22 protein-coding genes are annotated in these 22,074 nt (G+C 50.4%); 8 read left to right on the top strand and 14 right to left on the bottom strand.

Annotated elements, in window-relative coordinates; genetic code table 11:
- Position 1 precedes the first annotated feature (1 nt).
- Positions 2-1,162: a GTPase HflX gene (gene hflX / locus RRV97_RS06340; RefSeq protein ID WP_315611043.1), complete on the top strand. Its 1,161-nt coding sequence runs from the start codon at positions 2-4 to the stop codon at positions 1,160-1,162.
- Between the two features lie 68 nt (positions 1,163-1,230).
- On the opposite strand, the gene RRV97_RS06335 is transcribed toward hflX, so the two are convergent.
- Positions 1,231-1,356: a hypothetical protein gene (locus RRV97_RS06335; RefSeq protein WP_003678791.1), complete on the bottom strand. Its 126-nt coding sequence runs from the start codon at positions 1,354-1,356 to the stop codon at positions 1,231-1,233.
- A gap of 361 nt (positions 1,357-1,717) precedes the next feature.
- On the opposite strand from RRV97_RS06335, the gene RRV97_RS06330 reads away from it, so the two are divergent.
- Positions 1,718-4,204 (top strand): heavy metal translocating P-type ATPase, encoded by a 2,487-nt coding sequence (locus RRV97_RS06330; RefSeq protein WP_315612241.1) that lies wholly within the window; start codon positions 1,718-1,720, stop codon positions 4,202-4,204.
- Positions 4,205-4,241: 37 nt separating this feature from the next.
- Complete coding sequence (locus tag RRV97_RS06325) at positions 4,242-4,682, top strand: DNA polymerase III subunit chi (protein WP_070608039.1); 441 nt, start codon at positions 4,242-4,244, stop codon at positions 4,680-4,682.
- A gap of 76 nt (positions 4,683-4,758) precedes the next feature.
- Here RRV97_RS06325 and RRV97_RS06320 read toward each other — a convergent pair whose 3' ends face one another.
- From RRV97_RS06320 to rph, 7 genes are all read right to left on the bottom strand, one after another.
- Positions 4,759-5,193, bottom strand: coding sequence for a hypothetical protein (locus RRV97_RS06320; RefSeq protein WP_315611042.1), 435 nt, complete (start codon positions 5,191-5,193; stop codon positions 4,759-4,761).
- A 170-nt stretch (positions 5,194-5,363) separates the two neighbouring features.
- Entirely contained in the window at positions 5,364-5,768 is a 405-nt protein-coding gene (locus tag RRV97_RS06315) for a hypothetical protein (RefSeq protein ID WP_315611041.1), read from the bottom strand.
- Between the two features lie 94 nt (positions 5,769-5,862).
- Positions 5,863-6,186, bottom strand: a complete 324-nt coding sequence (locus tag RRV97_RS06310; RefSeq protein ID WP_315611040.1) for a dimethyl sulfoxide reductase — start codon at positions 6,184-6,186, stop codon at positions 5,863-5,865.
- Between the two features lie 69 nt (positions 6,187-6,255).
- Positions 6,256-6,582, bottom strand: a complete 327-nt coding sequence (locus RRV97_RS06305) for a purine permease (protein ID WP_188213775.1) — start codon at positions 6,580-6,582, stop codon at positions 6,256-6,258.
- A gap of 79 nt (positions 6,583-6,661) precedes the next feature.
- Positions 6,662-7,312 (bottom strand): hypothetical protein, encoded by a 651-nt coding sequence (locus tag RRV97_RS06300; protein ID WP_315611039.1) that lies wholly within the window; start codon positions 7,310-7,312, stop codon positions 6,662-6,664.
- A 329-nt stretch (positions 7,313-7,641) separates the two neighbouring features.
- Positions 7,642-8,862 (bottom strand): aspartate kinase, encoded by a 1,221-nt coding sequence (locus RRV97_RS06295; RefSeq protein WP_003745649.1) that lies wholly within the window; start codon positions 8,860-8,862, stop codon positions 7,642-7,644.
- A gap of 171 nt (positions 8,863-9,033) precedes the next feature.
- Positions 9,034-9,762, bottom strand: a complete 729-nt coding sequence (gene rph, locus RRV97_RS06290) for a ribonuclease PH (protein WP_063068012.1) — start codon at positions 9,760-9,762, stop codon at positions 9,034-9,036.
- 137 nt (positions 9,763-9,899) lie between these two features.
- Here rph and RRV97_RS06285 point away from each other — a divergent pair, with 137 nt between their 5' ends.
- Positions 9,900-10,787, top strand: coding sequence for a YicC/YloC family endoribonuclease (locus RRV97_RS06285; RefSeq protein WP_315611038.1), 888 nt, complete (start codon positions 9,900-9,902; stop codon positions 10,785-10,787).
- Positions 10,788-10,978: 191 nt separating this feature from the next.
- Here RRV97_RS06285 and RRV97_RS06280 read toward each other — a convergent pair whose 3' ends face one another.
- A complete protein-coding gene (locus tag RRV97_RS06280) occupies positions 10,979-11,416 on the bottom strand; it encodes a hypothetical protein (RefSeq protein ID WP_315611037.1) in 438 nt (145 codons plus the stop codon).
- A 277-nt stretch (positions 11,417-11,693) separates the two neighbouring features.
- On the opposite strand from RRV97_RS06280, the gene RRV97_RS06275 reads away from it, so the two are divergent.
- Positions 11,694-12,644, top strand: coding sequence for a bile acid:sodium symporter family protein (locus RRV97_RS06275; protein WP_049323853.1), 951 nt, complete (start codon positions 11,694-11,696; stop codon positions 12,642-12,644).
- A 71-nt stretch (positions 12,645-12,715) separates the two neighbouring features.
- Here the strand turns inward: RRV97_RS06275 and RRV97_RS06270 are convergent, their stop codons facing one another.
- Positions 12,716-13,261 carry a TIGR00645 family protein gene (locus RRV97_RS06270; RefSeq protein WP_070823916.1) on the bottom strand — a complete coding sequence of 182 codons (546 nt, stop codon included), beginning with the start codon at positions 13,259-13,261 and terminating at the stop codon, positions 12,716-12,718.
- Positions 13,262-13,455: 194 nt separating this feature from the next.
- Between RRV97_RS06270 and RRV97_RS06265 the strand changes: the two genes are divergently transcribed.
- Positions 13,456-14,226, top strand: coding sequence for a sulfite exporter TauE/SafE family protein (locus RRV97_RS06265; RefSeq protein ID WP_315611036.1), 771 nt, complete (start codon positions 13,456-13,458; stop codon positions 14,224-14,226).
- A 48-nt stretch (positions 14,227-14,274) separates the two neighbouring features.
- Here RRV97_RS06265 and RRV97_RS06260 read toward each other — a convergent pair whose 3' ends face one another.
- The 4 genes from RRV97_RS06260 to RRV97_RS06245 all read right to left on the bottom strand — a co-directional run bounded on the left by RRV97_RS06260 (position 14,275) and on the right by RRV97_RS06245 (position 19,701).
- Positions 14,275-15,870, bottom strand: a complete 1,596-nt coding sequence (locus RRV97_RS06260; protein WP_049323856.1) for a peptide chain release factor 3 — start codon at positions 15,868-15,870, stop codon at positions 14,275-14,277.
- 213 nt (positions 15,871-16,083) lie between these two features.
- Positions 16,084-17,226 carry an NADH-dependent flavin oxidoreductase gene (locus tag RRV97_RS06255; protein ID WP_315611035.1) on the bottom strand — a complete coding sequence of 381 codons (1,143 nt, stop codon included), beginning with the start codon at positions 17,224-17,226 and terminating at the stop codon, positions 16,084-16,086.
- A 118-nt stretch (positions 17,227-17,344) separates the two neighbouring features.
- On the bottom strand, positions 17,345-18,409 hold the full coding sequence (locus RRV97_RS06250) for a 2,3-butanediol dehydrogenase (RefSeq protein ID WP_003745670.1): 1,065 nt from the start codon (positions 18,407-18,409) through the stop codon (positions 17,345-17,347).
- Between the two features lie 233 nt (positions 18,410-18,642).
- Positions 18,643-19,701 carry a histone deacetylase family protein gene (locus RRV97_RS06245; protein ID WP_315612240.1) on the bottom strand — a complete coding sequence of 353 codons (1,059 nt, stop codon included), beginning with the start codon at positions 19,699-19,701 and terminating at the stop codon, positions 18,643-18,645.
- Positions 19,702-19,878: 177 nt separating this feature from the next.
- Between RRV97_RS06245 and yajC the strand changes: the two genes are divergently transcribed.
- Positions 19,879-20,145, top strand: coding sequence for a preprotein translocase subunit YajC (yajC, locus tag RRV97_RS06240; protein ID WP_315611034.1), 267 nt, complete (start codon positions 19,879-19,881; stop codon positions 20,143-20,145).
- Between the two features lie 75 nt (positions 20,146-20,220).
- Entirely contained in the window at positions 20,221-22,074 is a 1,854-nt protein-coding gene (secD, locus tag RRV97_RS06235; RefSeq protein WP_315611033.1) for a protein translocase subunit SecD, read from the top strand.

Genomic DNA, 22,074 nt, shown 5'->3' with positions numbered 1-22,074 from the left:
TTTGAGCAAGCGCAATCTGTTTTCCGTCGATAAATCTTTGGAAAAGCCCGAACGCGTCCTCTTGGTCGGCGTGATGCTGACGGCGGACTATTCCGGCGCAAACGAAACGCGCGAGCGCGGCTTTCAGACGGCCTTGACCGAAGCGGCAGAATTGGTGGGCGCGGCCGGCGGCGATTTGGTTTCTATCGAAACTTCGCGTCGCGATAAACCGCATCCGGCTTTGTTTGTCGGTACGGGCAAGGCGGAAGAATTGGCGGCAGCGGTCAAGCAGCATGATGTCGGGTTGGTCGTGTTCAACCACGAACTCACGCCGACACAAGAGCGTAATCTGGAAAAAGAGCTTCAATGCCGCGTCCTCGACAGAGTGGGTTTGATTTTGGCGATTTTTGCCAAACGCGCCCAGTCGCAGGAAGGTAAGTTGCAGGTGGAGTTGGCTCAGTTGAACCATTTGAGCGGACGGCTGGTGCGCGGTTATGGACATTTGCAAAGTCAGAAGGGCGGCATCGGCTTGAAAGGGCCGGGCGAAACCCAGCTGGAAACCGACCGCCGTTTAATCGGGCAAAAAATCACGGCATTGAAAAAACAGCTTGCCGATGTCCGCAAACAACGTGCCACGCGCCGCAAATCGCGTATGAGCGGCCGTCTGAAAACCTTTGCCATTGTCGGCTATACCAATGCCGGAAAATCCAGTCTGTTCAACCGTTTGACTAAAGCGGACGTATTGGCGAAAGACCAGTTGTTCGCCACTTTGGATACCACTGCGCGCCGGCTGTTCCTGTCGCACGAGGCGAGCGTGATTTTGACCGATACCGTCGGCTTCGTCCGCGATTTGCCGCACAAGCTGGTGTCAGCGTTTTCCGCTACTTTGGAAGAGACGGCGATGGCGGATGTGCTGCTGCACGTCGTTGATGCGTCCAATCCCGATTTTGAACGGCAGGTGGACGATGTCAACGACGTCTTAGAAGAAATCGGCGCGCATGAAATTCCGCAATTGGTGGTGTACAACAAAATCGATTTGCTGCCGTCGGGTATGCGTGAAGCAGGCATTTTGCGCGACAACTCAGGGCATGCCGTCGGTGTGAATGTTTCCGTTGCCGAAAGTTTGGGCCTGGACGGTTTGCGCGAAGCAATGATTGAATTGGCCGTACAGCCAAGTGCTTGATAGTATGGAATGAAACAAGGCCGTCTGAATCTTCAGACGGCCTTACCGTAAAATTCTAAATCTGAGGATTATGCCGACAGAGGGCTTTTCTTTTTGAACACGCTTTCGTAAAGCATCCAAGCGGCGAGGCTCAGGTATACGGTGCTGGACAAAATGCCGATAACGGCAAAAATAGGCATAAGGCGATCAATCATGGTGAGGTTTCCCAATAAGTTAGTTTTATAAGTAAATGTGTGTTTTTTGATTTCCGTCTTCGCGGAATGCCTAAAGTATGCTGCTTAAATGGATTGAGGTCAACAAAGAATGTATCGGGATTTTTAAAAAAGTTCCATTTTTACATTAAAATAATCGGAAGTTTTTAAAGATAAACGGTATTTATATATTACCGTTCATCGTTTGATGAACGGTCAATACTTTGTTTTCCATATTTTTTACAAAATCCGACAGCCTGTTAATTCAAAATTGAATGAAAAGAGGCGGAAAAACGCTTTTTGCTAAAATGTAACACCCTAGGACGGTTGTTTCAGGCCGTCTGAAAAATAAATCGAACACATGATGACATCTCCCACACATCCCCAAAAAAACTGTTTCCATTGCGGACTTGAAGTCCCCGAGCATCTGCATCTGACGGTTCGTTTTGAAGACGAAGAACATGAAACCTGCTGCGCCGGCTGCCAAGCGGTGGCGCAGAGTATTATTGATGCCGGTTTGGGCAATTATTACAAACGGCGTACCGCCGACGCGGAAAAATCCGAATTGCCGCCGCCGGAAGTGTTGTCGCAATTAAAGCTGTACGATTTGCCCGAAGTGCAGGCGGACTTTGTCGAGGTAGGCGTTGGGGATGAACGCGAGGCGGTATTGATGCTGGGCGGCATTACCTGCGCCGCGTGTGTGTGGCTGATTGAGCAGCAGTTGTTGCGCATGAAGGGCGTGGTGCGTGTGGATTTGAATTACAGCACACACCGCTGCCGCGTGGTGTGGGACAGCGCCCACATCGAATTGTCGGATATTTTGCTGAAAATCCGCCAAACCGGTTATACCGCTGCGCCTTATGATGCGCAAAAAATCGAAGCGCAGGCGCAGAAAGAGCGCAAGCAGTTTATCGTCAGATTGGCCGTGGCCGGTCTGGGCATGATGCAGACGATGATGTTTGCCCTGCCAACCTATTTTTACGGCGGCGACATCGAGCCGCTTTATTTGGAAATCCTGCATTGGGGCGGCTTTTTGATGGTGTTGCCCGTTGTGTTTTACAGCGCGTTGCCGTTTTACCGCGGCGCCTGGCGCGACTGGAAAAACCGCCGTGTCGGCATGGATACGCCGATTGCCATTGCCATTGTGATGACCTTTATCGCCGGTATTTACAGCCTGGCCACCAACGCAGGGCAGGGCATGTATTTCGAATCCATCGCCATGCTGCTGTTTTTCCTGTTGGGCGGGCGTTTTATGGAACAGATTGCCCGACGCAAAGCAGGCGATGCGGCGGAGCGGTTGGTCAAACTGGTTCCGGCATTTTGCCACCGTTTGCCGGCTTATCCGGAAAGCGAAGCCATCGAGGAAGCCGCGGTCGTCCGCCTCAATATCGGCGATACGATTGTTGTGAAGCCCGGCGAAGTCATTCCGGTGGACGGTACGGTTTTGTCCGGCGAGAGCGAAGTCAACGAAGCCATGTTGACCGGTGAAAGTTTGCCTATCGTGAAAAGGCCGTCTGAAAAAGTAACCGCCGGCACGCTCAACACCAGCAGTCCTTTAATCATCCGCACCGACCATACCGGCGGCAACACGCGCCTATCCCATATCGTCAAACTGCTCGACCGCGCGCTGGCGCAAAAACCGCGTGCCGCCGAGTTGGCCGAAAAATACGCGTCTAGTTTCGTGTTTGGCGAACTTTTGCTTGCTATTCCCGTTTTTATCGGCTGGGCTTGGTATGCCGACGCGCACACCGCCTTGTGGATTACCGTTGCCCTGCTGGTCATCACCTGCCCGTGTGCCTTGTCGCTTGCTACACCGACCGCGCTGGCCGCTTCGACCGGTGCGCTGGCCAAAGACGGCATTCTCATCAGTGGTAAACAAAGCCTGGAAACGCTTGCCCAAATTGACGATGTCGTGTTCGACAAAACCGGTACGCTGACCAAAGGGCAGCTTTCCGTCAGCCGTATGTTGTCCGCAGGCCGTCTGAACGAAGCCCAAGCCCTTGCCGTTGCCCAAGCATTGGAGCAGCAATCCGAACACCCCATCGCCCGTGCCATTTTAAACCATACGCTTTCAGACGGCCCTGTATCCGCGCTTGATGTGAAAGTGCAGCAACGGGTCAACCGCATTGGACACGGCGTCAGCGCGCAAATCGAATTGGATGGCGAAACCCAAGTTTGGGCTTTGGGCAAAGCGGCGTTTGTTTCGGAAATTGCCGGTAATCTGCCTGAAACATTTGCCCATATCGACCACACAGGCGGCATTATTTTCTTGGGTAATCAAAGCGGTTTTCAGACGGCCTTTTTGCTGGAAGACCAAATCAAAGACAGCGCCGCTGAAATGTTGCAAAACCTAAAACAACACGGTATCCGTCTGCACCTTTTAAGCGGCGACCGTCAAGCTGCCGTCGCCCAAGTCGCGCAAGAGCTGGGTTTGGATGCCTATCGTGCCGAAGCCACGCCGGAAGACAAGCTGGCCTATGTAGAAAATCTGCAAAAACAAGGACGTAAAGTCATGATGATCGGCGACGGGATCAATGATGCCCCCGTCCTTGCCCAAGCCGACGTGTCGGCCGCTGTGGCCACGAGTGCCGATGTGGCGCGAGACGGTGCCGATGTGGTTTTGCTTAATGACGATTTGAACGTTTTGCCTGTGATGATGGAACAGGCACGCCGCACCCATCAAATCATCCGCCAAAACCTGACTTGGGCGAGCGCATACAATCTGGTTGCCGTTCCGCTGGCTGTGTTTGGTTACGTGACCCCGTGGATCGCCGCGCTCGGCATGAGTTTCAGCTCGCTGCTGGTGTTGGGCAATGCCTTGAGATTGTTGAAAACCAAAAAGGCCGTCTGAAAACGGCAGATCCATTGCCTAAACGAAAGAATACGCCATGCCTAAAGCCACTTTTTATACACACGTCGCCCAACCGGCTGCCTTTGCCTGCCGCCTGATTGCGCGCGCCATACGCGATGGCGGGCAGATTTTGGTGTGGTCGGATTCTGCTGCGGCAGTGCAGCAACTAGACGTTGATTTGTGGCAGCAAATTCCCGAAAGCTTTATTCCGCATGAAGTCTGGTTGCCTACCGACCCCATGCCGTCTGAAACGCCGGTGTTGCTTGCGTTTGGAAACGCATTGCCGAATATTCCACAGGATTGCACGGTTTTAAACCTGTCTGCCGATTTCTGGAGCCAAGCCCCGGCCATTCCAAACCGTATCCTTGAAATTGTGGGCAACAGTTTAGAAGATTTGGCCGAAGCCCGAGACCGTTTCCGAGCTTATCGTCAGAGCGGATTTGAGATTGAGCATTTTTCGAGAGAAGGAAAGGATTGAGTGTTGAAGATATTCAAGGCCGTCTGAATATAAACAAAGGGACATTTTGATGATGTCCCTTTGTTTTTTAGATTGATTATCGGAAGGCTTCATGCCATATGCCATAAAATATGAGGCAACAGCAGAAAGCGTAGAAATAGTGGAAAAAGCGTTCGAAAAGGGAAGTATTGGCAAGATACCATTGAACAGACTGATGGTGGTGTTGGGGATTTTTGAGGATTAAGTTAGGGAAACGGACAATCAAAGGTACGGCAAGCAAGTCAAACAGATTGAGGAAGATAGTAACCAATAATGAAAAACCGATTGTCTCATGAAATACGTCGAATGGCTGCAATGACAGGGTGTGTGCAAATAGGGAGGTCAGGGCAGATTTGTTGGACATCCATAAATAAAACAGCCCACCGATAGACAGGTAAAGCGCAAACCGGACCCATATGGATAGTTTGCGTGGCAAATAGAGGATAAAGAATAAGTTGAGCAGGATAAAGAAAATAGGAAAAACGGATTTCATGGGTTTGTTTGCTTACAGTTTGGTATTTAAAGCTGCTAAGGGAAACGCATTACTGCTTGTATGAAGGGCTACCAGCCATTCTATTTTAGGCCGTCTGAAAAAGATTTGCGTAAGGGCAAGGGTTTCAGACGGCCTTAAGTTTTTTGAAGTCAAAATCCGATGGTTCAGAATTAGGTTTTTGCGACCGCATTGGCAAAATAGCGGTTGGATACCGGATTGAAGATGAGGAGCAGCAAAACAGGGTGGAGTATGGATTGAATAATGATTTGTTGAGAACTATAGCTCGCCATATCGCTATACACCATGATCAACGAAGCGGCCGCCAGCACAACAGCCAGCCAACGGGCAGAACGGTTGCCTGAAAGCAGGCCGACGGCAATAAATACCGGCAAGGAAAGGAGTATGAAGTATAGGGGCATAGACAGCCACCAAGGCAGGAAAGGGAATGCCGAGGCTGCAACCTCTATCAGTACATCGCCCGAATAAATCGCAAGAGCAACGGTGGTAAAGCAAGTAAGGGCAGTTAGGATGAAATAGAGAACGGTGGCGATGGTAACAGGGATTGGACGTTTCATGTAATAAAAGCCTTGGATAGAATATCGGGGATAAGGATTAAAATCGGTATCGGCCAAACCTTGTCATTGAAGGTAATGGCCGTCTGAAAGCAGGCTATTCGTCTTTCTCAAATGAAGAAAGCTTGATAATGGCAGGCTGGAAGACTGCAACCAAATAGAGAATGATAGGAAGGATGAGATACGTAAAAGGAATATCTGCGCGAAATATTGCAATTAGAAAGGCAAGGTATAAGGTCAGCAGGGCAAGGAAAATAACGCTCTTTTTCCATGTCGCTTGGCAGATTTCTTTTGCAGTCGGTTGCTTATAGCGGACTTTTTTGTGGCAGGTCGGACATTCTTTAATACTTTTCAATCCTTTGAATGCACTACCTCGAATCGGATTGGAACAATGCGGGCAAGAGAATGGGGATGGTTTCATTATTTTTTTATCGGGCTGGATAAGGCATTGCCCATCCGGAAAAGCGGGTTGGATGGGCAACGTATATGTTTATTCGTCTTTTTCAAAAGATGAAAGTTTGTTTTGAATCGGGATAATGTAGTAGACGAGAAAGCCGATAACTAATACCGTACTGATATATGGGGGGAATGTACCAAACAGGCTGATCATTATTGCCGCTACGATGCAGACAACGACTACAAAAATAGCGAAAGGTTTCAGCAAAGCTTTGAAATATTCGCCGACAGGCGGCTTTTTGAATTTGACTTTTTTATGGCAGGAAGGGCATTCTTTGACTGCGGCCAATCCTTTAACTAATCCGCCTTTGATTGGGGCATGGCAGTGAGGGCAGGGGAGAGAAGGATTAAGATTGTTCATTGTATTCAATCTGACTTAGGGTTTGGAAAGGTGGTATCGATATTGCCGATACCACCATTATTTATCGGAAACAATAGGCTTATTGGGAATATTTTTTACCTAAAGCTTCGGCTGCTTTTTGTAATTCTTGATTGGCTGCACGCAGGGTTTCTTGCAATTTTTGAGATTTTTCTTGGAAATCATTGGCAAATTTGAGCGAATCTTTATCTTTGCCGTTGATAGTCAGCTCAGAAGCATGTTTGCCGGCATAAATCATCATGTTGTTGGCAGCACTGCTGACTTGTAATGCACGATCCAGAACTGCTTTGATTTCAGGATCTTTGATGTCGAGGGCAGCTGCGCTCTGATGGAATTGTTCCAGTGCGGCAGTCAGTTTGTTCATCTGCTCCAAAGCTTCTTTTTCTTTATTTTGGTTAGCCAAGTTTTGCAATTCTAGGCCTAGCTGAGTAATTTTTTGAGCTTCTTCACCGGTTGTGAAGTGAATGAATTTTTGCAATTCGGCAAGACCGTCTGGAGATTTTTTATCGGAAATGACGATAGGTTCGGCCAGTTTAGGATCTGCTTCCGGGAATTCACTCAGGGCTTTTTCGTATTTGTTGGCCGAACTTGATTCGCTTTGGGCAACTTGTTCTGCCGGTTTGTCGCTGCTGCCTTTATTGCCGGAGTCGCCGCAGGCTGCCAGCAGGGAAGCGGACAAGATCAGCATACCGAATTTGTTTAATACGTTCATATTAGGATTCCTTCTTAAGTTAGGGGAAACGGGGAAATTTGTTTTTATTGATGAGTGTAGATAATTATTTGTACTTTTGTTCTATTTTATTACAAATTTGTTTATTTTTCATAAATTAGGTTAAGTGGTATGTTTTTGGAATTAAACGGCAAAGATGGATGGTCGTAAAATATTGAACATATAATGAAATTAACAAGGGTAATAAGGTTGGCTATGCTGTTTTGAACTAAAGTAGATTTTTTATTAAGATATTGTTGGTTGATGCGATAGGAATAAAAAAAGGCCGTCTGAAACAATAAAGTTTCAGACGGCCTTTTGATTGGCTGGAATTAGTTGCCCAAGTCGAATGCTTTATGCAGAACGCGGGTGGCCAGTTCCATGTATTTTTCGTCAATCAGGACGGATACTTTGATTTCGGAAGTTGAAATCATTTGGATGTTGATGCCTTCTTCTGCGAGGGTGCGGAAGATTTTGGCGGCTACGCCGACGTGTGAACGCATGCCCAAGCCGACTGCGGAGACTTTGCATACGGTGTCGTCGCCGTCGATGTAGGCTGCGCCGATGCTGTCTTGGCGTTGTTGCAGGATTTCGATGGTTTGTTTGTAGTCGCTGCGCGGTACGGTGAAGGAGAAGTCGGTTGTGCCTTCGCTGCCGACATTTTGGATGATCATGTCGACTTCGATGTTGGCATCGGCAACTGCGCCGAGGATTTGGTAGGCAACGCCGGGTTTGTCGGGTACGCCGCGTACGTTGATACGGGCTTGGTTTTTGTCGAATGCGATACCGGTTACGGCTGCTCTTTCCATGTTGTCGTCCTCTTCAAAGGTAATCAGGGTGCCGTCGCCGCCTTCTTGCAGGCTGCTGAGTACGCGCAGGCGCACTTTGTATTTTCCGGCGAATTCTACGGAGCGGATTTGTAAAACTTTTGAACCGAGGCTGGCCAATTCGATCATTTCTTCGAATGTGATCGTGTCCATGCGGCGTGCTTCGGGTACGACGCGCGGGTCGGTGGTGTAAACGCCGTCTACGTCGGTATAAATTTGGCATTCGTCGGCTTTGAGGGCTGCGGCAAGTGCAACGGCGGAGGTATCGGAGCCGCCGCGGCCGAGGGTTGAGATATTGCCTTCGCTGCTGATGCCTTGGAAACCGGCTACGATAACGACTTTGCCCTCGGCGAGGTCGGCACGCATTTTTTCGTCATCGATGCTTTCGATGCGGGCTTTGGTGTGGGAAGTGTCGGTTTTGAGGGCAACCTGCCAGCCGGTGTAGCTTTTGGCGTCAACGCCGATGTCTTTCAGGGCCATGGCCAGCAGGCCGATGGTTACTTGTTCGCCGGTGGCAAGGACGACGTCCAGCTCGCGCGGATCGGGATGTTCTTGCATTTCGTGCGCCAGGGCGACCAGTCGGTTGGTTTCGCCGCTCATGGCGGATACGACGACTACGATGTCGTGTCCTTCGGCGCGGGCTTTGGCGACACGTTTGGCTACGTTTTTGATGCGTTCGGGCGAGCCTACTGATGTGCCGCCGTATTTATGTACGATTAACGCCATGTTTCGTGCTTTCTTGTGGGGTTTGTCGGGCAGCTTGGTTTGCTGGAAAAAGGGTTATTATTACTATTTTTTACATGAAATTCAAGGATGGGACGCGCTTTTTTGAGTAAATGCGCATAAATGGGCGGGGTTAAAAAAGGCCGTCTGAAATCTTTCAGACGGCCTTGTTGCTTATCGGGACAAAAGGGCGGCCTTTTGGTGTTGGACCAATTCGGCAATGCCTTTATGCGCGAGGGCAATGAGTTTGCCCAATTCTTCGATGCTGAACGGTGCGCCTTCGGCCGTACCTTGGATTTCGATGATTTTGCCGGATGCGGTCATGATGATGTTGACGTCGCTGTCGCAGCCTGAGTCTTCGGGATAGTCCAAGTCCAGAAGCGGTACGCCGCCCACCACGCCGGCGGAAACGGCGGCAACGGCTTCGCGGATGGGGTTTTCGCTGATGAGGCCGTCTGAAAGGAGTTTGTCCACGGCGATTTGCAGGGCAACGTAGGCGCCGGTAATGGAGGCGGTACGCGTGCCGCCGTCGGCTTGGATGACGTCGCAGTCAATCAGGATTTGGCGTTCGCCGAGTTTTTCCATATCGACGACGGCGCGCAGCGAGCGGCCGATCAGGCGTTGGATTTCTTGTGTGCGGCCGGACTGTTTGCCTGCGGCGGCCTCGCGGCGCATACGGGAGGCGGTGGAAGCCGGCAGCATACCGTATTCGGCCGTTACCCAGCCTTGTTCTTTACCGCGCAGGAACGGTGGGACATTTTCGTCGATGGAGGCGGTGCAAATTACTTTGGTGTTGCCACACTCGATAAGGCAGGAACCGTCGGCGTGGGGAAGAAAGTTTGGGGTGATTTTGATGTCGCGAAGGCTGTCGGCGGCGCGGCCGGTGCGTGTGTAGTCGCTCATGATGGTCCTTTGGGGAAATAAAAAACAGGTTGCCTTGAATTATAGAGGAATTTGGCGGCAAAGGCCGTCTGAAAATCGTCGGTCGGGTGTGTTATAGTATCCGTACTTTCACTCGTATTTGGAAACGGAGTAAAACCATGGCTACAAGACGAAATATTCAAATCCACAGCATGACCGGCTTTGCCAATGCCGCAGGCGAATGCGGCGGCAAGCGGATTAATTTGGAAATCCGCGCGGTCAACCATCGTTATTTGGATGTCCAATTCCGTATGCCGGAAGAGTTGCGCTATTTGGAAGGCGCGTTGCGCGAACAGATTGCCGTGGCCGTGGCGCGCGGTAAATTGGAATGCCGTATCCAGCTGCAGGATGCCTCCTCGGGCGGACAGACTTTGGAGGTCAATCAGGATTTGGTTGCCCAACTGGCGCATTTGAACAAAACTTGGCGCAAGGAGCATGATTTTGCCAAATTGAGCGTGGCCGATGTTTTGCGTTTTCCCGGTGTTTTGGCGGGTCAGGGCGAAGATGCCGAAGCTTTGGCCAAAGGCGTTAAAGATTTATTGACCAGCGCGTTGAAAGAGTTTGCAGCCGCCCGCAAACGTGAAGGTAAAAAACTGGGCGAACACCTGCTGCAACGCCTGGACGGTATGGAAGAGATTGTGGACGCTTTGAACGAATTGTTCCCCAGCCTGCTGCAGGCGCATATAGACAAAGTCAAAGCCCGTTTGGCAGAAGCCGTCGGCAATATCGACAATGACCGTTTGCAACAGGAATTTGCTTTGTTCATTCAGAAATCCGATGTGGATGAGGAATTCAGCCGTTTGCGCACCCATATCGCCGAAGTGCGCCGCATCGTTACCGAAGGCAAGGGCAGCGTAGGCAAACGTTTGGATTTCCTGATGCAGGAGCTCAACCGCGAGGCCAATACCTTGGGCAGCAAAGCCATCGCCGCCGAATGCACGCAAGCGTCGGTTGAACTGAAAGTCTTAATCGAACAAATGCGCGAACAGGTTCAAAATATCGAATAAATCGATAATGAACAGATAAAACAAGGCCGTCTGAAAAGTTTCAGACGGCCTTAATGCTACTGTTTTGCTTTTGAAATTTGTTGCAAATCCCAAATCTGTATTAAAACAGGTGTAGATTGAGTGGAAAATCTAACAAATATCTTTGAATTTGGAAAAAGCTGGACAGGACTTAATAGTCTTTCAAAGTGCCATTATGATTCATCGGGCGTCAAATACCAAACCATAAATTTGTAAAAGCTACTCCAATGCCTTAGCTGATCTGTACCTAGCAAGTATTGCTCACCCAAGCCACAATCCCAAACGCTATTATCTTCAGTATTGTAAAAATAACCCCCTTCTCCTTCCCCGGTTGTAAAGAGAATATAATTTTTTGGGATATCCCAATACTCATGAACCATGATTGCTCCATCAAAGCTGTCAGGTGAACATGGATCAACAAGTTCACTATAGCTATCAATTAGTGATCCTAAAAAATATTTGGTATAAAGCTCATAAAATTCACTATCAGGTCTTACGCCCAAAGATAATAAAACATCATGGGTAAGTTTTTGGTCATCTAAATTTTTCTTTATTATTTCAGGATGTTTCTGCTGAGATAATAACAACTCAACCTGCTCTTTTAAATTCATTTTTTATTTCCTTTCAAGTTGTTGTAATTTAACTTCCCTGTATCGCTTTGGTCTTTTGCAAAATTAAATTGGAGGCATTTAAAACATAAGACATCACTATTTTTCTGGCGGCAAAGACTACTTGATACTTATAAGCTACGATTGTCGTTATATTTTATGTTTAATTTGATGAAATGACAGTTTTTCTATTTTCGTTGTCAGAGTTATATGAATAAGTTAATATCTGTTAAATTATGGCAATTATTGTCATGATAAGAACATACAAAGGAGTAAAAACATGAACTTTCTGACCGCAGTCAGTCGGCAAATGACCCGCTTCACCGCCCTGATCATCATTCTTGCCTCCATTATCGCCTTTATCGAACCTGCTACGTTTTCATGGGTAAAAGGCGATACGCAAGTCGTCGTACTCGGCATCATCATGCTCGGCATGGGCATGACTTTGGGCAAAGAAGATTATCAAATTCTGGCGCAGCGTCCGCTCGATATTTTTATCGGCGCAATCGCCCAATACACGATTATGCCCCTGCTCGCCATCGGTATTGCCAAAGCCTTCAATCTTTCGCCCGGATTGACGCTGGGTCTGGTTTTGGTCGGTACCTGCCCGGGCGGCGTTTCGTCCAATATCATGAGTTTTTTGGCTAAAGGCGATGTTGCTTTTTCGGTCGGCATGACCACGGTTTCCACTGTCCTCGCGCCTGTGATGACGCCGCTGTGGATGACTTATTTGGTCGGACAAACTGTCGAAATGGACGGCTGGGGCATGTTTAAATTTATGCTGCTCGTTACCCTGTTGCCTGTTGTCATTGGTTCGGTGGCCAATATTTTGCTGCACAAAAAACACTGGTTTGAAGACGTGCGCGCGATTATGCCGGCCGTTGCCGTTGCCGCATTCGCGTGTATTGTCGGCGGCGTTGCGGCCGTCCACGGCCACCGCTTCGCCGAATCCGCTTTGGTCATGATACTCGCCATCGCCGCACACAACATCGGCGGCTATATCCTCGGCTATTACAGCGGTGCGTTAACCGGCATGAATACCGCCAAAAAACGCACCCTTGCCATCGAAGTCGGCGTACAAAATGCCGGACTTGCTACCGGCTTGAGCGCTAAATTTTTCCCCGGCAATGCCGAGTCTGCCGTTGCCGCCGCCGTTGCCTGCGTTTGGCACTCTGTATCGGGAACGATTTTGGGCAATTTGTTTGCATGGTGGGACAAGCGTAAGCAATAAGCCGGTAAACATTGCCAAATAATAAAAGGCCGTCTGAAACATTTCAGACGGCCTTTTGATTGTTTTTGAAATCAATGCGCTTTATGTGTCGTGCCGTACACGATTTTGTCCGTTAACGCCATAGCGAGGGCGGAAATCAGGAAGCAGATGTGGGTAATGCACTGCCACATGATTTGTTTTTCGGTCAGGTTGGCGGCGTTGAGGAAGGTTTGCAGCAGATGGATGGAGGAAATGCTGATGATGGACATCGACAGCTTAACCTTCAAAACCGATGCGTTAACATGGCTGAGCCATTCGGGCTGGTCGGGGTGTTCGTTAACGTGGAGGCGGGAAACGAAGGTTTCGTAGCCGCCGATAATGACCATGGTCAGCAGATTGGCAATCATCACAACGTCAATCAGGTTTAACACGGCCATCATGATGGTGTTTTCATCCATGATGCCGAGATTGGTGACCAAATGCCATAAGGATTTGAGGAATTTGTAGGCGTAAATGCCTTGGGCGACAATCAAGCCCAGATAAATCGGCAGTTGCAGCCAGCGGCTGGCGAAGATGAAATGCGCGAAGATGCCCATTCGGTCGCGGGGCGTGTGTTTGGTCGGGGTAGAATGTTCCATAATATGTTGTGTTTGGGAAAGACAGGGGGCGGCATTTTAATGGAAAAATTTTCAAGCTGCAATTTGAGTGGCTGAATTTAAAAAGAAAGGCCGTCTGAAAACAGGATGTCGGCTTTTTGTTTTCAGACAGCCTTGTAGGTTGTCAGGTCGGGCAAACACGCGCAAAATGGCTTTGCTTTTTAGAGATGGACATTATGCTTGCAGATTCGTTTTTTTATTATCTGGTGTTGGTCGGCTTTGCCGCCGGGCTGATGGACGCGGCGGTTGGCGGCGGCGGGCTGTTGCAGATTCCCGGATTGTTCAACCTATTGCCAAACTCTACGCCTGTGGCTTCGGTGATGGGCATCAATAAATTTGCTTCCTGTTGCGGAACGTTGACCGCGACGGGGCAATACCTGCGCCGAATCCCCGTGCCGTGGAAAATGCTGCTGCCTGCCGCGGCGTTGGCGTTTGCCGCTTCCTATCTGGGCGCGAAAACGGTGGTGTATTTCCCCGTGCAATACATGAAACCGGCAATGTTGGTCATCATGATTGCCATGTGTCTGTACACTTTTTTGAAAAAAGACTTGGGGCAGACGGTGCGCACTGAAAAGCTGACGCGCCGCGAAACTTTATGGGGCTTGTTTTTCGGCGCGTTAATCGGGTTTTACGACGGCATTTTCGGGCCGGGAACGGGCAGCCTGCTGGCTTTCGTGTTCGTCCGCTTTTACGGCTACGATTTTCTGGCGGCAAATGCTTCGGCAAAGGTCATCAATTCGACCACCAATCTTGCCGCGCTGACGTTTTTTATTCCCCAAGGCCATGTTGCGTGGGCATGGGCGATACCGTTGGCGGTAGCGAATTTATGCGGCGGCATGGTCGGCGCGCGCTTGGCAATACGCGGCGGAACCAAGCTGCTGCGTTACGGGTTTATGTTGCTGCTGTGCCTGACCATTGGAAAGTTTGCTTGGGATTTATTGGGTTGATATCGAATGAAAAAAGGCCGTCTGAAACTTTCAGACGGCCTTTGGATTTTACAGTTTAACCGAATGCTCGCGCGTTTCGTGGAACACGATGTCCGGCCAGCGTTCCTGCGTCAGATTTAAGTTGACGCGGTTAGGCGCAAGGTAGGCGAGGTTGCCGCCTGCGTCTATCGACAGATTGCCTGCGTTGGCTTTTTCAAACTCCGCCAGCTTTTTCTTGTCTTCGCACGATACCCAGCGCGCCGACCAGATGGATGCGTTGTCGAACACGGCTTCTACGCCGTATTCGTTAGCGAGGCGCGAGGTAACGACTTCAAACTGCAACACGCCGACCGCGCCCAAAATCAAATCTGCGCCGCTCATCGGTTTGAAAACCTGCACCGCGCCTTCTTCGCCGAGCTGTTGCAAACCTTTTTGCAGTTGCTTGATTTTCAGCGGGTTTTTGATGCGGACGCTGCGGAACAGTTCGGGCGCGAAGAAGGGGATGCCGGTGAACGCCAGTTGTTCGCCTTCGGAGAAGCTGTCGCCGATTTGGATGTTGCCGTGGTTCGGGATACCGATGATGTCGCCGGCGTAGGCTTCCTCCACCAACTCGCGGTCGTGCGACATGAAGGTTACCACGCTGGAGGCGGCGATTTCGCGGTTGATGCGCAGGTGTTTCATCTTCATGCCGCGCTCGAATTTGCCGGAGCAGACGCGCAAGAAGGCGATGCGGTCGCGGTGTTTCGGGTCCATATTGGCTTGGATTTTAAAGATAAATCCGGAAAACTTCGGCTCGTCCGGCTCGACCATGCGTACGGTCGCATCGCGCGGTTTCGGCGCGGGCGCCCATTCAATCAATGAATTGAGGATTTCCTGAATACCGAAGTTGTTAATCGCAGAGCCGAAGAATACGGGCGTGAGTTCGCCGGCGAGAAATTCGTCGAGATTGAACTCGTTGGAAGCGGCCTGCACCAATTCGATTTCGTCGCGCAACTGTTGGATTTCCAACGGAAAGCGTTGTTCCAATTCAGGATTGTCGATGCCTTTGATGATGTCGAACTCGTGCGGCAGGCGCTCGCCGCCCGCTTCAAAGAGATAGATTTCATCGTTCAGGATGTGGTACACGCCTTTGAAGTTTTTGCCCATGCCGATTGGCCAGGTGACGGGCGCGCAGCGGATTTGCAGGATGTTTTCCACTTCGTCCAGCAATTCCAAAGAATCGCGCACTTCGCGGTCGTATTTGTTCATGAACGTGACAATCGGTGTATTGCGCAGGCGGCAGACGTTCAAGAGTTTGATGGTTTGCGCTTCCACACCTTTTGCCGCGTCGATGACCATCAAGGCGCTGTCCACGGCAGTCAATACGCGGTAGGTGTCTTCGGAGAAGTCTTGGTGTCCCGGCGTGTCCAAGAGGTTGACGGTGTGGTCTTTGTAGTCGAACTGCATCACGCTTGATGCCACGGAAATGCCGCGCTGCTTCTCGATTTCCATCCAGTCGGAGGTGGCGAATTTGCCGGTTTTCTTGCCTTTTACCGTACCCGCGCTCTGAATCGCACCTGAAAACAGCAACAGTTTTTCGGTCAGCGTGGTTTTACCCGCGTCAGGGTGGGAGATGATGGCAAACGTGCGGCGGCGGCGCACTTGGTCGAGGATTTCTTGGGACATGGTTTTCTTTGCAAAAAGTTTCAGGCCGCTTTTTCAGACGGCCTGAAGGATATGGGTGTTGGAAAACAGGCTAAAATAAGGGCGTGTGCGACACGCCCTGCAATAGATTGAAAGATGCGGAATTGTACAAAAAAATGCTTGATAATTCAATGTTTGCACCAAACCAAAGGCCGTCTGAAAAGTTTCAGACGGCCTTTGGTTATGAATCGATGATTAAATATCCATCGGTTTCCATTCCGCGCCTTTTACCGGCGGCAGCCATGATTGCGTACCGCTGGAGGCAAATCCCCACAAGGTGTCGGGGAGGCCGTAATGGTCGGCGCGCGTCGGGTCGAGTTGCGTTCCGATTTCAGCTTCGCGGCCTTCGCGGATTTGCGTGGCGATGTGCGGATTAATCATCACGGTTTTGCCCAATGCGATAAATTCTGCCCAGCCGGTTTCATAGGCGGCCAAAATTTGGTCGGCGGTAAACAGGTTGCCCACGCCGATAAGCGGCAGTTTGCCGTTGATGCGTTCGTGGATAAACTGCATACGGGTTTGGGCGGTATCGCCGCCGCGACGGATTTTTTTATCAAATTCCCACAGGGAAACGTGCAGATATTGCAGCGGTTTTTGTACCAATGAGTCAATCAGTGCGCCGGTTTCGGTCATGGTTAAGCCGTCGTCGCCTGGTTCTTCGGGGGAGAAGCGGTAGCCGATAATGAAGTCGTTGCGCTGGTGTTTTTCGCGGACGGCAACCACGGCATCGACAACGGCCAGCGGGAAGCGCATTCTGTTTTCCAAGCTGCCGCCCCATTGGTCGTTGCGGCGGTTGCTTTGGGCTGAGTAAAACTGTTGGATTAAGTAGCCGTTCGCGCCGTGGATTTCCACGCCGTCAAAACCGGCACGAAGCGCCAAATCGGCGGCTTGCGCATAAGAGGCGATGAGTGCTTCGACTTCTTCTGCGGTCGCTTCGCGTGCGTGTTCGGCTTCGCTGGCGGAAGCGCTGATTTTGTCGAGACCGTCCAAAAGTTCATCAATAGCTTTGGAACCGCCGTGATGGATTTGCAAAATCGCTTTTGCGCCTTGCTGTTGCAGGATTTGTGCGGTTTCTTTCAGACTGTCGAGGCAGTGTTCGCCTGTGGCTTCAGGTTGGCCGTGAAAGGCTTTGCCGTCTTTTTGAACCAAAGTGGCGGCAGTGATAAACATGCCCATATCGCCTGCGCGGTTGCTGAGGAAGGTGCGCTCTTGGTCGCTGATTGAACCGTCGGCTTGTGAGCCGAAATGGGTCATGGGGGCGACGGCAAGGCGGTTTTTGATGGTTACGCCGTTATTGAGGGTGTATGTTTGAAAGAGTGGGGCGTATTTTGGATTCATGAGATTTTGCTCTTGATAAGTGAATGGTTGGCAGAGGATTGGGCCATTCGGGAAATTATCAAGTAAACAGGCCGTCTGAAAGGTTTCAGACGGCCTGTTTATTCTTTAAGCCTTAGGATTAAAGATTAGGATTGACAATGATTTTTACTGCGGATTCGTTGTTGTGGATCAAGCGTTCGAAGCCTTCGGAAATCAATTCGTCCAGTTTGATGCGTTGGGTAATGAAAGGCTCAAGGTTGATTTTGCCTTCTTCAACCAATTTGATGGTTTCGGCGTGGTCGTTGCAGTAAGCGATGGTGCCGCGCACGTCCAGCTCTTTCATCACGACGCTGTGGACGTTGATGGTAGCGGGGTGGCTCCAAATGGATACGATGACGACTTTTGCAGTCGGACGGCAGGCTTCGACCATGGTGTCCAGCACTTTGTTCACGCTGGTGCATTCGAATGCGACATCTACGCCTTCGCCGTTGGTCAGTTTTTTCACTTCTTCAACGACGTCGACTTCGGACGGGTCGAGGATGTAGTCGGCCACACCGGCTTCGCGTGCTTTGTCTTTACGCGCTTTGCTCAATTCGGTGATGATGACTTTGATGCCTTTGGCTTTCAGTACGGCAGCCAACAGCAAACCGATTGGGCCTGCGCCGCCGACCAATGCGACGTCGCCTTCTTTCGCGCCACTGCGTACATAAGCATGGTGGCCGACAGACAGAGGCTCAATCAAAGCAGCTTGGTCCAATGGGATTTTGTCGGAAATAGGGTGTACCCAACGGCGTTTAACGGCAATTTTTTCAGACAAGCCGCCACCGCAGCCGCCCAAGCCGATGAAGTTCATGTCTTTGGAGAGATGGTAGTTGCTGCCTTCGCCGGTCGGTACGTCGTCGCGGATGATGTAGGGCTCGACAACAACGTGTTGGCCGACTTTGATGTCATCCACGCCTTCGCCTACGGCATAAACCACGCCGGAGAACTCGTGACCCATAGTGACTGGCGCAGACTCGCCGGAGATTGGGTGTGGGTGGCCGCAAGGCGGAATGAAAATCGGGCCTTCCATGAATTCGTGCAGGTCGGTACCGCAGATACCGCACCAAGCAACATTGATGCCGACAGTACCCGGAGCGACGGTTGGCTCGGGAATGTCTTCGATGCGGATGTCGCCTTTGTTGTAAAAACGTGCTGCTTTCATTGTAACGCTCCTTTTTTAAAGTGGAGGCCGTCTGAAAAAGACGGTCAATTAGGGAAAGGGAAGCAGTGTGGCGTGTGAAGTGTTTTTATTGATATGTTTTATATTTGTTATTTTACTACTGATAATATGGAAATGGTTTGTCTTTGCTCAAATTAAAGTTTGTAAATGAAAAAAAGGCCGTCTGAAATGGATAATCTGTTTTCAGACGGCCTGGGGTCAATGGTTTGAATGCGTTATGGTGTAGGATTGTTACTTTTGCCGCGCTTCAAATGTTTTTGGTAGGCGACGACGTAATCGGCCTTGCTTAAGCCCGCCAATACGCGGATGTGGGCGGCGGCGGATTTGGACATGGACTCCAAGGTATAGCCGCCCTCCAGTACGGAAACGACGCGTCCCTGACAGCTTGCCGTTGCTTGGACGATTTTGTGCGTCAGCCAGGCAAAATCGGCTTCATGCAGGTTCAGACGGCCTGTTTCGTCTTGTTTGTGCCCGTCAAAACCTGCCGAAAGCAACACTAACTCGGGGCGGAAGGCTGTGAGCTTGGGCAGCCATTGTTCGCGGATGGTTGTGCGGAAGATACGGCTGCCTGTGCCCGGTTTGAGGGGCGTATGCAGCATATTTTTATTTCCGGCGTATTGTTCCGCCTGAGGGAAGGGGAAGATGTCGGTTTCAAACAGGTTGAAAAACATCACGCGCGGATCGTCTTGGAGAATCTCCGCCGTACCGTCACCGAAGTGGGCGTCGAAATCGATGACGGCGATGCGTTGCAGGCGGTATTGGGCAATGGCGTGCATCACGCCGGCGGCAACATTGTTGATCAGGCAAAATCCGCCGGCGCTGTTGCTGTGGGCATGGTGGCCTGGCGGGCGGATGGCGCAGAAGGCATGCCAGGCCTTTTTGTTCATCACCATATCGACTGCCTTGACGACGGCGCCGGCCGCAAAACGGGCGGCTTGGAGGGAGTCGTGGCAGATGACGGTATCGTCGTCGATACGGTGGATTTTACCGGGGAGCGGCTGGGCGGCTTCCAACTCGTGCAGATAATTGCGCGAGTGGACCAATGCCAGCTGCGCATCTTTGATTTCCGGTGCTTCGGCGGTTTGCAGGCGACGCCAAATGCCTTCTTGTTTTAAGGCGGTTTGAATGGCGCTGATGCGTTCTGGCCTGTCGGGATGGTTGGGCCCCGGCTGGTGCTGTAGGAATATCGGATGCGAAATCCATACGGTGCGGGCGTTTTTGCCAAACAAACGGCGCAGGCGGGTGCTGATGCGCCAAAGGATTTTTTTGAACATGGAACGGTATGTGTCGGACAAGTCGTAAAGACTGCTAAATATGGTTAATAAATACGGAAATACTTGGAAATTTTTCAGACGGCCTTTAGAATAGCTCAATTTTGCAGTCCAACCAATGTGTTTGATTGCAGTGTGCAGTTTTTTACTTAATCTAAAACTTGAAAGAACGGATATATTATGAATCAAGCAGTGGCTCAATTTGCCCCTTTAGTGCTGATCATGGTGGTGTTCTACTTCCTGATTATGCGTCCTCAACAAAAGAAATTCAAAGCGCACCAAGCGATGTTGGCCGCTTTGAAAGTCGGCGATAAGGTTGTTTTGGCAGCAGGTTTCAGAGGTCGTATTACCAAAGTCGGCGAACAGTTTTTTACCGTCGACATCGGTCAAGGTGCGAAAATCGAAGTGGAAGTTGAGCGCAACGCGATTGCTGCGAAAGCCGAATAATCCGTTTTTTTGCAAAAAGCCGCCTCATTTTCCGAGCGCGGCTGTTTGCCTTTATAAATAAAGCAAAGGTTTACCATGAACCGTTATCCTTTATGGAAATACCTGCTGATTGCGTTCACGATTGTGGTTGCGGCTGTTTACTCGCTGCCTAACCTTTTCGGTGAAACGCCTGCCGTACAGGTATCGACCAACCGACAAGCCATCGTGATCAACGATCAAACCCAGTCTAAAGTGGATGCCGCGCTGAAACAGGCGGGTATTCAGACTGATGGTATGTTCATCGTCGACAACTCGCTGAAAGTGCGTTTCAAAGATACCGAAACGCAATTGAAAGCGCGTGACGTCATCGAAAATACTTTGGGCGAGGGCTATATTACCGCGCTCAACCTGTTGGCAGACAGCCCTGAGTGGATGGCGAAAATCAAAGCCAATCCGATGTTCTTGGGTCTGGACTTGCGCGGCGGCGTGCATTTCACCATGCAGGTGGACATGAAAGCTGCGATGCAGAAAACGTTTGAACGTTATTCCGGCGACATCCGCCGCGAACTGCGCCGCGAAAAAATCCGTACCGGCACGGTGCATCAGACTGAAAACGGTCTGACCGTGCCTTTGCAAGATGCTGCCGATGTACAAAAAGCCTTGCCTCAGTTGCAAAAATTGTTCCCTGAAGCCACGCTGCTGCCGGACGGCAACAATATCGTGCTGACTTTGTCTGAAGAGGCAATCAATAAAGTACGTTCTGATGCGGTTAAACAAAACATCAATACGTTGCACAACCGTGTGAACGAATTGGGCGTAGCCGAACCGGTTATCCAACAATCAGGCCTTGACCGCATTGTCGTACAGCTGCCGGGCGTGCAAGATACTGCCAAAGCCAAAGACATTATCGGCCGTACCGCGACTTTGGAAGTGCGCATGGTGGAAGACGATCCGATCAAACTGCAAGAAGCCTTGAACGGCAATGTGCCGACCGGTTACGAATTGCTGTCAAGCGGTGGCGATCATCCGGAAACTATCTTGGTCAACAAACAAGTTGAACTGACCGGCGACAACATCAACGACGCGCAACCTAGCACTGACCAAATGGGTGCACCTTCTGTGAGTCTGAGATTGGATAGTGCAGGCGGCAGTATTTTTGGCGAATTGACTTCGGCCAATGTGGGTAAACGTATGGCTATGGTGTTGATCGACCAAGGTAAATCCGAAGTCGTCACTGCACCTAAAATCCTCGGCGCAATTACCGGTGGTCGTGTAGAAATTACTGGCAGTATGACAAAAGCCGAAGCTGAAGATACTTCATTATTGTTGCGTGCCGGCTCGCTGGCTGCGCCAATGCAAATTGTCGAAGAACGTACCATCGGTCCGTCATTGGGTAAAGAAAACATTGAAAAAGGTTTCAATTCCACCTTGTGGGGCTTTGCCGCCGTTGCAGCGTTTATGGTGGTTTACTACCGCCTGATGGGTTTCTTCTCTACCATTGCCTTGAGTACCAATATCTTGTTCCTGGTGGGTATTTTGTCTGCCATGCAGGCAACGCTGACCTTGCCGGGTATTGCCGCCTTGGCCTTGACCTTGGGTATGGCGATTGACTCCAACGTGTTGATTAATGAACGTATCCGTGAGGAATTGCGTGCCGGTGTTGCACCGCAGCAGGCCATCAACCTCGGTTTCCAACACGCTTGGGCAACCATTGTCGACTCCAACTTGACCTCCCTGATTGCCGGTATCGCTTTGTTGGTATTTGGTTCCGGCCCGGTACGCGGTTTTGCGGTTGTACACTGTATCGGTATTCTGACTTCGATGTATTCATCCGTGGTCGTGTTCCGTGCTTTGGTCAACCTGTGGTACGGCCGCCGTCGCAAATTGCAAAATATTTCCATCGGTTCGGTATGGAAGCCGAAAGCTGAAATGGCAGAAGGCAAGGAGTAA

Origin of the sequence: Neisseria sp. DTU_2021_1001991_1_SI_NGA_ILE_055 (assembly GCF_032342915.1) — a bacterium.
GTDB lineage: Bacteria > Pseudomonadota > Gammaproteobacteria > Burkholderiales > Neisseriaceae > Neisseria.
The sequence above is the reverse complement of the archived record's forward strand: the minus strand, read 5'-3'. Positions and strand labels throughout refer to the sequence as shown.

Excerpts from the sequence above, each read along its gene's own strand:
- RRV97_RS06335 (WP_003678791.1), bottom strand. The coding sequence starts at position 1,356 with ATGATTGATCGCCTTATGCCTATTTTTGCCGTTATCGGCATTTTGTCC.
- RRV97_RS06330 (WP_315612241.1), top strand. The coding sequence starts at position 1,718 with ATGACATCTCCCACACATCCCCAAAAAAACTGTTTCCATTGCGGACTT.
- RRV97_RS06325 (WP_070608039.1), top strand. The coding sequence starts at position 4,242 with ATGCCTAAAGCCACTTTTTATACACACGTCGCCCAACCGGCTGCCTTT.
- RRV97_RS06320 (WP_315611042.1), bottom strand. The coding sequence starts at position 5,193 with ATGAAATCCGTTTTTCCTATTTTCTTTATCCTGCTCAACTTATTCTTT.
- RRV97_RS06315 (WP_315611041.1), bottom strand. The coding sequence starts at position 5,768 with ATGAAACGTCCAATCCCTGTTACCATCGCCACCGTTCTCTATTTCATC.
- RRV97_RS06310 (WP_315611040.1), bottom strand. The coding sequence starts at position 6,186 with ATGAAACCATCCCCATTCTCTTGCCCGCATTGTTCCAATCCGATTCGA.
- RRV97_RS06305 (WP_188213775.1), bottom strand. The coding sequence starts at position 6,582 with ATGAACAATCTTAATCCTTCTCTCCCCTGCCCTCACTGCCATGCCCCA.
- RRV97_RS06300 (WP_315611039.1), bottom strand. The coding sequence starts at position 7,312 with ATGAACGTATTAAACAAATTCGGTATGCTGATCTTGTCCGCTTCCCTG.
- RRV97_RS06295 (WP_003745649.1), bottom strand. The coding sequence starts at position 8,862 with ATGGCGTTAATCGTACATAAATACGGCGGCACATCAGTAGGCTCGCCC.
- rph (WP_063068012.1), bottom strand. The coding sequence starts at position 9,762 with ATGAGCGACTACACACGCACCGGCCGCGCCGCCGACAGCCTTCGCGAC.
- RRV97_RS06285 (WP_315611038.1), top strand. The coding sequence starts at position 9,900 with ATGGCTACAAGACGAAATATTCAAATCCACAGCATGACCGGCTTTGCC.
- RRV97_RS06280 (WP_315611037.1), bottom strand. The coding sequence starts at position 11,416 with ATGAATTTAAAAGAGCAGGTTGAGTTGTTATTATCTCAGCAGAAACAT.
- RRV97_RS06275 (WP_049323853.1), top strand. The coding sequence starts at position 11,694 with ATGAACTTTCTGACCGCAGTCAGTCGGCAAATGACCCGCTTCACCGCC.
- RRV97_RS06270 (WP_070823916.1), bottom strand. The coding sequence starts at position 13,261 with ATGGAACATTCTACCCCGACCAAACACACGCCCCGCGACCGAATGGGC.
- RRV97_RS06265 (WP_315611036.1), top strand. The coding sequence starts at position 13,456 with ATGCTTGCAGATTCGTTTTTTTATTATCTGGTGTTGGTCGGCTTTGCC.
- RRV97_RS06260 (WP_049323856.1), bottom strand. The coding sequence starts at position 15,870 with ATGTCCCAAGAAATCCTCGACCAAGTGCGCCGCCGCCGCACGTTTGCC.
- RRV97_RS06255 (WP_315611035.1), bottom strand. The coding sequence starts at position 17,226 with ATGAATCCAAAATACGCCCCACTCTTTCAAACATACACCCTCAATAAC.
- RRV97_RS06250 (WP_003745670.1), bottom strand. The coding sequence starts at position 18,409 with ATGAAAGCAGCACGTTTTTACAACAAAGGCGACATCCGCATCGAAGAC.
- RRV97_RS06245 (WP_315612240.1), bottom strand. The coding sequence starts at position 19,701 with ATGTTCAAAAAAATCCTTTGGCGCATCAGCACCCGCCTGCGCCGTTTG.
- yajC (WP_315611034.1), top strand. The coding sequence starts at position 19,879 with ATGAATCAAGCAGTGGCTCAATTTGCCCCTTTAGTGCTGATCATGGTG.
- secD (WP_315611033.1), top strand. The coding sequence starts at position 20,221 with ATGAACCGTTATCCTTTATGGAAATACCTGCTGATTGCGTTCACGATT.